The sequence below is a fragment of the Kaistia sp. MMO-174 genome, from assembly GCF_037147815.1.
Lineage (GTDB): Bacteria > Pseudomonadota > Alphaproteobacteria > Rhizobiales > Kaistiaceae > Kaistia > Kaistia nematophila.
In genome coordinates, this window is record NZ_JBBCUO010000001.1 from 239,318 (window position 1) to 251,548 (window position 12,231).

The 12,231-nt window shown below is 65.2% G+C and carries 12 protein-coding genes; 6 read left to right on the forward strand and 6 right to left on the reverse strand.

The window, feature by feature from the left end; translation table 11 throughout:
* Positions 1-25 precede the first annotated feature (25 nt).
* The 4 genes from WFK98_RS00965 (at position 26) to WFK98_RS00980 (ending at position 4,312) form a co-directional block, all read left to right on the forward strand.
* Positions 26-1,156: an ABC transporter ATP-binding protein gene (locus tag WFK98_RS00965; protein WP_266340850.1), complete on the forward strand. Its 1,131-nt coding sequence runs from the start codon at positions 26-28 to the stop codon at positions 1,154-1,156.
* 12 nt (positions 1,157-1,168) lie between these two features.
* A complete protein-coding gene (locus WFK98_RS00970) occupies positions 1,169-1,966 on the forward strand; it encodes a carbohydrate ABC transporter permease (protein WP_266340851.1) in 798 nt (265 codons plus the stop codon).
* A gap of 40 nt (positions 1,967-2,006) precedes the next feature.
* Positions 2,007-3,281: an extracellular solute-binding protein gene (locus tag WFK98_RS00975; protein ID WP_336798972.1), complete on the forward strand. Its 1,275-nt coding sequence runs from the start codon at positions 2,007-2,009 to the stop codon at positions 3,279-3,281.
* A 140-nt stretch (positions 3,282-3,421) separates the two neighbouring features.
* Positions 3,422-4,312: a carbohydrate ABC transporter permease gene (locus WFK98_RS00980; RefSeq protein WP_336798973.1), complete on the forward strand. Its 891-nt coding sequence runs from the start codon at positions 3,422-3,424 to the stop codon at positions 4,310-4,312.
* Positions 4,313-4,411: 99 nt separating this feature from the next.
* Here the strand turns inward: WFK98_RS00980 and WFK98_RS00985 are convergent, their stop codons facing one another.
* From WFK98_RS00985 to WFK98_RS01005, 5 genes are all read right to left on the reverse strand, one after another.
* Complete coding sequence (locus WFK98_RS00985; RefSeq protein WP_336798974.1) at positions 4,412-5,356, reverse strand: threonine ammonia-lyase; 945 nt, start codon at positions 5,354-5,356, stop codon at positions 4,412-4,414.
* 39 nt (positions 5,357-5,395) lie between these two features.
* Entirely contained in the window at positions 5,396-6,241 is an 846-nt protein-coding gene (locus WFK98_RS00990) for a carbohydrate ABC transporter permease (protein ID WP_336798975.1), read from the reverse strand.
* 1 nt (position 6,242) lies between these two features.
* Entirely contained in the window at positions 6,243-7,115 is an 873-nt protein-coding gene (locus WFK98_RS00995) for a carbohydrate ABC transporter permease (protein WP_336798976.1), read from the reverse strand.
* Between the two features lie 65 nt (positions 7,116-7,180).
* On the reverse strand, positions 7,181-8,515 hold the full coding sequence (locus tag WFK98_RS01000; RefSeq protein ID WP_266340857.1) for an extracellular solute-binding protein: 1,335 nt from the start codon (positions 8,513-8,515) through the stop codon (positions 7,181-7,183).
* Positions 8,516-8,797: 282 nt separating this feature from the next.
* Complete coding sequence (locus WFK98_RS01005; protein ID WP_336798977.1) at positions 8,798-9,802, reverse strand: succinylglutamate desuccinylase/aspartoacylase family protein; 1,005 nt, start codon at positions 9,800-9,802, stop codon at positions 8,798-8,800.
* 136 nt (positions 9,803-9,938) lie between these two features.
* On the opposite strand from WFK98_RS01005, the gene WFK98_RS01010 reads away from it, so the two are divergent.
* Positions 9,939-10,586 (forward strand): MBL fold metallo-hydrolase, encoded by a 648-nt coding sequence (locus WFK98_RS01010; protein WP_336798978.1) that lies wholly within the window; start codon positions 9,939-9,941, stop codon positions 10,584-10,586.
* A 119-nt stretch (positions 10,587-10,705) separates the two neighbouring features.
* Here WFK98_RS01010 and WFK98_RS01015 read toward each other — a convergent pair whose 3' ends face one another.
* Positions 10,706-11,494, reverse strand: a complete 789-nt coding sequence (locus WFK98_RS01015) for an SDR family NAD(P)-dependent oxidoreductase (RefSeq protein ID WP_336798979.1) — start codon at positions 11,492-11,494, stop codon at positions 10,706-10,708.
* A gap of 231 nt (positions 11,495-11,725) precedes the next feature.
* On the opposite strand from WFK98_RS01015, the gene WFK98_RS01020 reads away from it, so the two are divergent.
* A complete protein-coding gene (locus WFK98_RS01020) occupies positions 11,726-12,226 on the forward strand; it encodes a RidA family protein (RefSeq protein WP_266340861.1) in 501 nt (166 codons plus the stop codon).
* Positions 12,227-12,231: the final 5 nt, after the last annotated feature.

A 12,231-nucleotide genomic window follows, 5' to 3' on the forward strand; every position in this document is an offset into this window, starting at 1 on the left:
GGTTCTCACCCTACGAGGGACGAAGATGGCATCCATCGAGCTCGATCAAGTATCCAAGATCTACGCCAACGGCGCCTACGGTGTGCGCGACGTTGATCTGAAGATCGAGGACGGCGAATTCGTGATTTTCCTGGGCCCGTCCGGTTGCGGAAAGTCCACCACGCTCCGCATGATCGCCGGCCTTGAAAGCATATCGTCGGGCGATCTCCGCATCGGCGGTCGCAGCGTCAACAACGTCGCCCCGCGCGACCGCAATGTCGCCGTCGTGTTCCAGAGCTATGCGCTCTATCCGCATATGTCGGTCTGGCACAACATGGCCTTCGGCCTGAAGATGCGCGGCGTCGGCCTCGCCGAGATCGACAGCAAGGTGGCCAATGCCGCCGAACTGCTCGGCCTCAAGCATCTCTTGCAGCGCAAGCCCGGCGCGCTTTCCGGCGGCCAGCGCCAGCGCGTGGCGCTCGGCCGCGCCATCGTGCGCGAACCGGAAGCCTTCCTGCTCGACGAGCCGCTCTCCAATCTGGACGCGCAGCTGCGCGCCGAGATGCGGCTCGAACTGGTCAAGCTGCATCGCCGCCTCGGCCGCACCATCGTGCATGTCACGCATGATCAGGTCGAGGCGATGACGATGGGCGACCGCATCTGCATCATGAAGGAAGGGCGGATGATCCAGTCCGGCCGTCCGCTCGACGTCTACGCCAATCCGGCCGACACCTTCGTGGCGCGCTTCCTGGCGACGCCGCCGATGAATCTGATCCCGGCCGAGCTCGATCACGAGGGCGAGAAGCTGGTCGTGCGGATCGATTCCGAGACCAAGATCACCGTCCCCGACAAGCACTATCTGCCCTATGTCCAGAAGGCGGGCGGCCCGATAACGGCCGGTATTCGCGCCGAGGACATCTACGAAGCCCAGCTGCGGCCGGAATGGCAGCGCATCACCGTCAAGGTGGTGGCCGTCGAGGCGCTCGGGGCGGAAAACATCCTGATCGGCCAGCTGGGTCGCGACAAGCCGATTGAAATCCAGGCGCGACTGGGCCGGCATGTGTTCGCGCCGGTGGACTCGATGATCGACCTCTATGTCGACGCCGAGCCGATGCATCTCTTCGATTCCGAAACCGGCAAGGCGGTCGCGCGGCCGCCTCTGCCGGTCGGTCGCTAAGGCGAGGGTTCCATGCGCAAGTTCGGCCTGCATTTCGGTTTGATTCTGGCATGCGTGGTCGTGCTTCTGCCGCCACTCTGGGCGCTGCGCACCAGCTTCGTGCCGGAATCGATGTCCTACAGCACGGAGATCCTCCCGGCCTTCACGCTGGACAACTACGCCGGCCTCTTCGCCAAGAACCGGTTTGGCACCTTCTATGTGAACAGTCTGATCGTGGCGCTTGGCTCGGTCATCGTGGCGCTGCCCTTCGCCGCCTGCACCGGCTACGCCTTCGCCCGGTTCCGCACCGGCGGGCGCTTCGCCCGCTTCGTCGTCCTGGCGACGCAGATGCTGCCGCCCGTGGCGCTGGTCCTTCCCGCCTTCGCGCTTCTGCGCGGCGCCGGCCTCACCAATTCGCTGCCCGGCCTGATCCTCGTCTATTCCGCGCTCAACCTGCCGTTCCTGACCTGGATCCTGATGGGCTTCTTCGAGGGCGTGCCGGTCGACATGGAATGGGCGGCGATGACGGATGGCGCCACCGCCTGGGGCGCCTTCTGGCGGATCGTCATCCCGATCTCGCTGCCGGGCCTTGCCGCCGCCGGCGTGCTCGGCTTCATTCTGTCGTGGAACGAGTTCCTGTTCGCCCTCGTGTTGAGCGGGCCGCAGACCGCCACGATCCCGGTTTCGCTGGCTGCCTTGCAGACATCGAATGGCGTGCAGATCGCCAAGGTTTCGGCGGGTGTGGTGCTGGCCATCCTGCCGCTCGTGATCGCGTCGCGTTTCATCCAGCGCTTCATCATTCAGGGATTGACGTTCGGCGGTGTCAAATAAGCCGCAAGGCACCCACCACCGGCACAATGAGGAGATAGTTATGACGCTGAAACGGATTCTACTCGCGGCCGCCGGTGCTGGCGCGCTGATGGCGACGGCTCCCGCCTACGCCGACGACATCGTCCTGCGCGCCCTCATGGAGGATGTGCCGGAGACGCAGATCATCGAGACGCTGCTGCCCGATTTCGAGAAGGAGACCGGCATCAAGGTCGAGTTCGAGAAGATCGGCTACCCCGACATGCACGACAAGCTCGTGTCGCAGCTGGTCTCGCCGCAGAGCTACTACAACCTCCTCGAGGTCGATTTCCTCTGGGCCGGCGAGTTCCCGGCCGCCGGCTGGCTCGCCGACCTGAAGCCCTTCATCGAGAAGTCGAACTACGATCTGAAGCCGTTCATCCCCTCGACGCTCGACCTGCTCGGCCGCACCGAGGACAGCCTCCAGATCCTGCCGATGTACAATTACTCGATGGGTCTGATCTACCGCACCGACCTGCTCGCCGATCCGAAGCTGCAGGAAGCCTTCAAGAAGGCGACCGGCAAGGAACTGGCGCCGCCGAAGACGCTCGCCGACTATGTCGAGATCTCGAAGTTCATGAAGGCGAATGCCGGCGTGGCGGGCGCGGCCATGCAGGGCCAGCGCGGCGACCCGAACAGCATGGAATTCTCCAACTACCTGTTCGCTTCGGGCGGCGCCTATCTCGGCGACGGCAAGAAGGTCGTGCTCGACAGCCCCGAGGGCAAGGTCGCGCTCGACCTCTATGTCGACAACATCAAGAACGGCGCGCAGCAGGGCGCTCTCTCCGCCAATCTCGACGATACGCTGCGCCTGATGTGCAGCGGCAAGGCGTTCAGCATGGTCACCTACTGGTGGATGCTGCCGCAGATCGACAATGCCGAGAAGTGCCCGGACGTTGCCGGCAAGGTTGCCCTGGCCACCATGCCGGGCGGCCATGGCGAAAGCGGCGGCTGGGGCTGGGGCATTCCGAAGAACGTCAGCCCGGAAGAGCAGGAAGCGGCCTGGAAGTTCATCCAGTGGGTGCAGAGCAAGGACATCTCGGTCGCCCGCGCCCTGCAGGGCCACGCGCCGGTTCGCTCCGACGTCTACAGCGACCCGAAGGTGCTCGAGAAGTATCCCTACTACAAGGCGGCCGAAGAGATCGTCGCGACCGGCAAGTCGTTCCCGATCTTCGCCTATTCCGCCCAGTATGAGGACGTGCTCGGCACGCATGTCTCGCAGGCCGGCGGCGGCGAGGCGACCACGGAAGATGCGCTGAAGGGCGCGGCCAAGGGCCTCGAAGAGCTTCTCGCCAAGTAACGGGCCAGGCAAATGGTCTGGTCGCCGGAACCGTCCGGCGACCTCATGCGAATGCGGGAGCGCGTCCGGCGCGCTCCCGTTCCCGGGCAACCGGTAGGCTGCGCTGCGGCGCTCGACAGGCAAACATCGGACGGATCCTCATGACAGGCTGGATGAACTGGGCGCATCGCGAAGCGCGGACGGGGTGGGCCTTTGCCTCGCCCGGCCTGATCCTTCTTGCCGTCGTCATGGGCTTTCCGCTGGTCTATGCCTGCGTGCTCTCCGTCTCGTCCTATACGCTGCTGAAGCCGGCGATCCTGCCGATCGTCGGCGTCGACAACTTCGCCAAGATGATGGCGAGCGAGCGCTTCTGGAACGCGACCTGGCTGACGGTGAAGTACTCGGTCATCACCGTCACCGGCGAGTTCGTCATCGGCCTCGGCATTGCGCTGATGCTGAACCGCGTCGTCCGTACCAAGCCGATCTATTTCGCCATCCTGACCATCCCGATGGCGATGTCGCCAGTCAGTGTCGCGCTGATCTGGCGCATGCTGCTGCAGCCCAATCTCGGCATCGTCAATCACGTCATGGAAACCCTCGGCCTGCCGCGGCTCGATTGGCTCGGCTCGCCCGATCTGGCGCTTTGGACCATGGCCGGCATCGATATCTGGCAGCAGATGTCCTTCGTCGTGCTGATCCTGGCGGCGGGCCTGGCATCGCTGCCGCGCGAGCCCTATGAGGCGGCCGAAGTCGATGGCGCGCTCGGCTGGCAGCAGTTCTGGTTCATCACCCTGCCGATGCTGCGCCCGGTCGCGGCGATCACGGTGATCATCCAGCTGATCAATGAATTCCGCACCTACGACCTGCCCTATGTGCTGACCAAGGGCGGCCCGGGCACCTCGACCGAAGTGCTGAGCTTCTTCGCCTACAGGCAGGCGTTCCTGGGCCTGTCGATCAATGAGGGCGCCGCCGCCGCCTTCGTGCTGCTGGTGATCGTGCTGGCGATGACCGTCATCTTCTTCTCCCTGCTGGAGCGCCGCGCCAAGGCATAGGTCGGAGACGACTTCGCTGATTCCGGCGGAAGGCCGCAGATATCGACGCGCTCCCGGAGGCACGGGGCGCGTCGATTTTCGTTTTAGGCGAGGGCTGGCTCAGCCCTTCAGCCCCAGCCCGTCATTGCCGCTGCCGCAGAGGACGACGACCGTCTTCTCGCCCGGCGCGACCTTCACATGGCCGTTGAGGACGGCAGCGGCCGCCGTCGCGGCGCCGAGTTCGACGGCGAGGCCGGTATTCTTCCACATCCACTGCGCCGCCAGGATGGGTTCCTCCTCCGGCACCAGCACCAGTTCGTCGACGCAGCGCTCGATGATCTCGAAATTGATCGGCGCCGTGGCGCGCGCCGCCAGGATCGGCACGTTGGTGACGACGTTCTCGATCATCACCGGCTTGCCGGCCTTGCGGGATTCGTACAGCGTCGGGCATCCGGCCGCCTCGACGCCGACGATGCGGACGCCGGGCTTGCGCTGCTTGATCGCCTCGGCGATGCCGGCGATCAGCCCGCCGCCGCCGATGGAGATCACCACCGTGTCGACATCCGGCATGTCCTCGAGGATCTCGAGCCCGATCGTGCCCTGGCCGGCGATCGTCGCCTCGTCGGCGAAGGGGTGGAGGAGGGCGCCGCCACGTTCCTCCGCCAGCTCGCGTCCCGCCTCCCAGGAGAGGTCCCAGAAGGCGCCGACGATGTGCAGTTCCGCGCCGTAGGAGGCGATGCGCTGGCGCGCCAGCTCCGTCGAGGTAGTCATGACGCAGACACTGGCGGGAATGTCGAGCTGCTGTCCGGCATAGGCGATCGCCGCACCGAAATTGCCGCCCGACGCCGTGACGACGCCGCGCTTCCGCACCTCCTCCGGCAATGAAAGCACCGCGTTGAAGGCGCCGCGCGCCTTGAACGAGCCCGAAACCTGAAGGCATTCCGGCTTGAACCAGAGCTCGGCCGCGTCGCCCTGGCGCGGGGACGGAGCCGCCGGCACCAGCGGGGTGCGGCGGACATGGCCGTGGATGCGGGCGGCGGCGTCGGCATAGGCGGAGGGTTGCATGGGATTCCCGTTCCAGAGTGCGAAGGGCGGAGGGCTCGGTCAGCCCTTGACCGCCCCGGCAAGCATCGACTTGCCGATATAGGGATAGGCGAACAGGCCGAGGATCAGCGGCGGCAAGATGCCGATGGTCATGGCCGCCGCAGTCGGCCCCCATTCGATGCCGCGCGAGGTGACGAAGAAGGTGGCGCCCACCGTGACGGGAACGGCGCTCTTGGTCGTCAGGATCAGGCCGAACAGGAACTCGTTCCAGCTGTAGATGAAGGAGAGCAGGAAGACGGCGAGCATGACCGGCCGGCTCAACGGCAGCACGACATGCCAGAGCGTCTTCCACATCGATGCGCCGTCGATCTTGGCCGCGTCATCGAGCTCGCGCGGCACGTCCTGAACGAAGCCGACGAACATTACCAGCGCGATCGGGATGTTGATGATGCAGCTGATCAGCGCGAGGCCGATGCGGGTGTCGAGCAAGCCGGCCTGCTTGTACATGAAGTAGAACGGAATCGCGAAGATGATGAGCGGCAGCGCGCGCAGATTGGTGATGACGGGCAGCAGCCAATTGCGACCTACGCCCTGGCGCACCATGGCGTAGGCGGCCGGCAGCGTCAGCATGATGGCGAAGAGCGTGCCGACGGTCGCGATGAAGACGCTGTTCATGATGTAGTGGACGTAGTCGACATTCGGCGAGGCAAGTACGGTCCGGTAGTGCTCGAGCGACGGCGAGAAGATCCACTTCGGCGGATAGGCGTTGATGTCGGCATTGGTCTTGAACGAGGTCAGGACGGTCGACAGGATCGGAAAATTGACCAGCAAGGCGACGGCGACGAACACCACCCAGCGCAGGGCGTGGATGATACTGTCGAACCGGCTGCGACGCGAGACGATCATGTCAGCTCCTCCGGACCACGAGACGCATCGCCACCACGATCAGGGTCAGCGACATCAGGAGCAGCAGGATCGAGACGGCGACCGCCTCGCCCAGCGTGTTCTGCACGAAGAACAGCTTGTAGATGTAGATGCTGATCGAGGTGGTGAGGTTGCCGGGGCCGCCGCCCGTGAGCACGTAGATGTGGTCGAACACGCGAAAGCTGTCGATGAAGCGCACGAACAGGACGATCACCAGCGCCGGCTTCATCATCGGCAGCAGGATGTGAAAGGTCGAACGGAAGCCCGTGGCGCCGTCGACGGCGGCAGCCTCTTCCAGTTCGTAGGAAACCGTCTGGCGCGCCGTCAGCAGGATCAGGAAGGCGAAGGGCGTCCACTGCAGCGCTTCGATGGCGATCACGGTCTTGTAGATGTTGCCGCGGCCGAGGAAGTTCACGGCATAGCCCATCATTTCGAGATAGACGGGCACGGCGCCGGTGAATTCGTTGAGGATCAGGCGGTACATGACGCCCATCAGCGCCGGCGACACCATCATCGGAAGCATCAGGATGGCGGTCATCCAGGGCCGCTTGACCAGCAGCGGATGCAGGATGAACACAAGGATCAGCGCGGCGGCGACTTCCAGCGCCGTGCAGATGACCGCGAATTGCAGCGAAAAGCGCAGCGCCTGCCACATCTTCGGATTGGTGACGGCGGAGACGTAGTTCTCCACGCCGACGAAGCTGCCGAGCATGTTCTGGAATGAGACGTCGCTGAACGAATACCAGAGATTGATCAGCGTCGGGAAGCCGAGCAGCGCGCCCAGAAACAGACAGAGGGGGACGAGCAGGGCACGCGCCGAGGCTTGCTCCTTGGTCTCGAAACTGGCGTAGGACATGCGGGCTCCTGGGCGCGGAGACTGTCGCGGAACGCCCGCGACAGTCTGTGTTCACCGGGCGGGAATTACGGGGCGAAGGCCTTCTTCATGTCGGCGACGACATTGGCGATCGCTTCGTCCTGCTCGATCTCGCCGGTCCAGTAGCCGGTGAAGTTCTCGGCCATGTTGGTGTAGATCGCCAGCGCCTTGGCGCTGGTGGCGCCGTCCATGACGAAGCCGTACTTGGCCGCATGCTCGCCCATCAGCAGCATTTCCGGCCGGTCGCCGGCGATCTCGGCCATCAGCCCCTCGGCGAGCGGCGGCGAGCCGCCTTCCTTGGCATAGAGCTTCATCGGCTCGGCCGTCGCAAGCCAGGCAAGGAACGCCTTGGCCTCGTCCTGCTTGGCCGAGTTCTTGTTGATGCCGAGGCCGAGGCTGTGGAAGTGGGTCTTGGGCCCCTCCGAACCGGCGGGCTCGTGGCTGAGGCCGAGCTTGCCGGCCACTGCCGGATACTTGGTGGCGTCCTTGAATTCCGGGACGGCAGCATTCCACTGCAGCATGAAGGCTACCTGGCCGGCGCCGAAGACGCTGTTGGCCTCGCCATATTCATAGGTCGAGCTGTCGCCCGGCGTCGCCTCGTTGTCGGTGATGATCTTGTAGATCTCGAGGCCGCGCTTGTAGGCGGGCGAGTCGACTGTGATGTTGCCGTCCTTGTCGCGCCAGTTGCCGCCGTTCGAGGCGACAGTGCCCTGCCACAGCATGATGTTGTAGAGCAGGTTCTTCATCTGAAGAACGGTGCCGTAGCGCGTCGGGCTGTCGGGATTGATCGACTTGGTGAAAAACAGGGCCGAGGCGATGAAATCGTCCCAGTCCCACTGGTCAGCCGGCTTCGGCGAAAGCTTCTTGCCGAGTATCTTCTCCGAGATCTCCTCATACTTCGCCTTCCAGGCCGGATCGGTGTTGAGCTGGTCGATCAGGTCGTTCCGGTAATAGAGGAAATGCAGGCTCAGGTCCGTCGGGATGCCGTAGGTCTTGCCTTCATATTTCTGCGTCTCGATCGAGTTCTTCGAGACGACCTTGTAGACGTCATCGGTGACGAGATCGTCGATCGGCGTCATGAACGGCGCATAGAGGCCGACGTCATAGGTCGCCGTCAGCATGACGTCGAATTCCTTCGAGCCGGCGGCGACGTCGGCCAGCATCTTCTCCTTGAAGCCCTGCTGGCTGAAATAAATGACCGAGGCCTTCGAATTGTTCTTGGCGCCCTCGGTCGAATTGTAGAGGTCGAGCACCTTGCGGAAGGCGGACTCGGCCGGTTCGCCCGGCCATGCCAGGATGGTGATGTCGGCGAGCGCCGTGGTTGCGGAGAGAGCGGTCGCGAGCATCGCGGCGCCGGCCGTCAGGAATCTGGATCTCAACATGTCGTTCCCCGTTGCTGGTCTCTGGACTTGCATGCGCCGTGCCGACCCCGGATCCGGCGTGCCGGTCTTCTGCGAGCCGGTCTGCCGGTGGGGCCGTTCTGGCCCGGCGGTGGAATTGATTATTCTATAGTTATAGAATTGAATTCATTACAACAGAAGCCTACCATTGTGACCTGCCGGGTCAAGGCCCGGGATGCACGAACTGTCACCGCAGAGGCCTCCGCGATGCCCCGCCGTCTTCCGCGCCTCCCGACCCGGCAGCCCTTCATGTGCCGTCGCGGCTCATTCGAAGCGGGCGAGGTTCATCAGGCAGTCGCCCGATTGGCTGTGCGTGTGCAGGCGCCGGGTCAGCACGATGCCGCCTTCCTGGAAGCGCAGCACCTGCGGCTCCTCCAGCGGCCGTTCCAGGTCGTGCAGCCAGCCGCAGATGTCGCCGGCCGCGACCGTGTCGCCGATGTCGACCGCGGGCTCGAACCAGCCTTCGCGCTCGGCATAGACGAACAGCGACTGTCCGCCGGTCGAGAGCACCACGGTCTCGGGACCGCGATCGTCGTCGAGATAGAGGATCGGCCGGCTGGTGATGCCGAGCGCCTGCAGCAGGTTGTCGACGGCGCGCTGGGTGACGGCCATGCTCGCCTTGGTGGCGGTGGCGCCGCCGCCGAATTCGCCCGACAGCGCGATGCAGCCGGCCCGCAGCGCCGCCGCCATCGAGGTCGGCGAATCCGGGCCGTTGTCGGCGATCATGCCGTAGGGCAGTCGCATCGACCGCATCAGCTCCAGCCCGCGCGCGTAGCGCTCGCCGTCGCCGAGCCGCTCGATCAGGCTGCAGATCAGGTGATCCATGCTGGTGCCGCCCGAATGCAGGTCGAGCACGACGTCATGGCGCGGGAAGATCTCGTGCTCGATGAAATGCGCCATGCGCTGCGTCGGGCCGCCGAACGGATTGCCGGGAAAGGCGCGGTTCATGTTGCCGCCGTCGAAGGGGGAGCAGCGCTTGGCAGCCATCACGGCCGGCGTATTCGCGGCGGTGAGGATGGTGAGCGAACCGCGGATGTCGGCAGCCTCGATCAGCCGCGTCGCCTTCAGCAGCGTCAGTTCGCCTTCGTACTCGTCGCCATGGTTGCCCGCCATCAGCACCAGGCTCGGCCCATCGCCGTTCCGGATCCGGCAGACCGGCATCTTGATCTGGTAGTAGGGCGAGCGGTCGATCGAATAGGGGAAGCTGAAGAAGCCGACCTGCTTGCCGTCCTGGTCCCAGGATATGTCGGAAAAGGCACCCGTATGCATTCTCTAGATCCTTCGTGATTCAAGCCTTGGCGACGTTGCGGGCACGCGCCCGTTCCGTCGCGATTTCCAGAAATTCGTAAGCCCGCGGTGGCCGCTGCCATCGCTCCTTCAACCCTGAGCGAGAGCCGAGACGGACGTGCGCATCGAAGAGGGACTGCACCTGGTGATGAGTGGCGGCGGCGGGTTCGACCTGACCGACGCTTTCGACTGCAATGTGTTTCTGGTCGGGGCGGAGGACGGCTGGTTGATGTTCGACGCCGGCGCCGGCCGCGATCCGGATCTTGTCTTCGATGTCCTCGCCGGTGACGGCATCGATCCGGCCAGCATCCGGCATCTGCTCCTCACCCATGGCCATGCCGACCACTCCGGCGGCGCGGCGGCGCTGCGCGAGCGGCTCGGGCTGGCGGTCCACGCGGGAGCGGCGACGGCGGCGATGGTCGCCAAGGGTGACGAAGAGGGCATCAGCCTCGGCAAGGCAAAGCGTGGCGGTGTCTATCCGCCCGACTACGCCTATCGCGCATGCCCGGTCGACGGCGTCTGGCAGGCGGACGAGGTGCGGCACTTCGGCGATGTTTCGGTCCAGCTGATCGAGACGCCCGGCCATAGCCGCGACCACGTCTCCTACCTCGTCACGACGCCGCGCCGAAAGATGCTGGTGGCGGGCGACGCGCTGTTCCATGGCGGCAAGGTCGCGATCCAGGACATCTCCGACTGCGACGTCGGCGCGATCTGCGAGACGGTCCGCAGGCTCGCGACGGTCGAGTTCGATACGCTGCTGCCGTGACATCACGGCTTCACGCTGAAGGATGCGCGGCGGCATGCCGATCTCGCGCTCCAGTGTGTGAACCGTATGCAAATCCCGCCCTCCATCATCTGATGCCCCGCTTAGCGAGGCTCGTTGTGTCAGCTTCCCCGCATGCCGCCGAAGATCATCGCCGACATGCCGCCGTCGATGGTGATGGTCGAACCGGTAATGAAGCTCGATCCGCCTTCGGCCAGGAAGACGGCGGCGGTGGCGACTTCATCCGGCAGGCCAGGGCGGCCGAGCGCCACCTCGTCGCGCACTTCGCCCGCCAGTTTCGGTTCGCTGTAGCCGGTATTGTTGCCGGTCACGTCGACGGGGCCGGGCGCGATCATGTTGGCGAGGATGCCGTATCTGGCGAGGTCGACCGCCATGGCGCGGGTCAGCATCGCGACGCCGCCCTTGGCGGCGACATAGGCGGCGGCCTCCGGTTCCGACAGGAACGAGTTGACCGAGCCGATGGTTATGATCCGGCCGCCCTTGCCGCCTGCGACCATGGCGCGCGCGGCGGCGCGGCAGGCGAGGAAAGTGCCGGTCAGGTTGACGTCGATGTAGCGATCCCAGTCCGCGTCGCCGAGATCGACGAAATTGCCGGTGCCGCCCTTCAGCGCGCCGCCGGCCACGAGAATGTCGAGGCCGCCGAGCTTGGCCACCGCTTCGTCGGTTGCGGCGCGGATCGCGTCGCGGTCGGCGAGGTCGCAGGCGATCTTGATGATGCCGGATGCGTCGAACCGCGCCGCGGCCAGCGGGGCGGCGAGGTCCATCGCGACGACCATCGCGCCTTCGCGATGGAAGGCTTCCACCGTCGCGCGGCCGATGCCGCCTGCGGCGCCGGTCACGATGGCGGCCTTGCCGGCCAGGCGGCCGGCGGGCGCAGATTGTTCGTGCATCTTCTTCGTCCCCGTCCGTCCGGTCGGCGATCGGCGTTGCCGGAGCATCCGGTCGCCGGGCTTGACCTCGTCGAAGAGGATGCTAACGTTCCGCTTTAATGAGCGCAATTACGTAGTTATGGAATTGCATCGCGATCGGACGGGTGGCTGGCGGTCGGTCTCCGGCGTCGTCAGGTGTTGGTGGCGCGGTGCGGGTCAAGCTCCGACGCGGGGCAGGAAACGGGTCATGGAATGAGCGACAATCTCTCTGCCGTCCTCCTTGCCGGGGAGGGCTCTGCGTCTGCCCGCCTGCGCAGTCTGGGCATCGAACTGCCGAGCCCGCCGCCGCCGGTCGCGAATTTCGTCACCCATGTGCGCGAGGGAAATCTGCTGTTCCTGTCCGGGCAAGGTCCGATGCAGCCAGACGGCTTCGAGCATCATGGCCGCGTCGGCGAGGACGTCACGGTCGAGCAGGCCTATCAGCACGCCCGCATCACCGGCATCAATCTGCTCGCGGTCATGCAGGATGCGCTCGGCTCGCTCGATCGGGTGCGGCGGGTGGTCAAGCTGCTCGGCATGGTGAACGCCGTGCCGGATTTCACCCAGCATCCGCAGGTGATCAACGGCTGCTCGGACCTCTTCCTCGACGTGTTCGGCGAGGCGAGGGGGCGTCATGCCCGCTCCGCCGTCGGCATGGGGTCGCTGCCGAACCGGATCACCGTCGAGATCGAGGCAGTGATCGCCGTCGACTGAAGGCC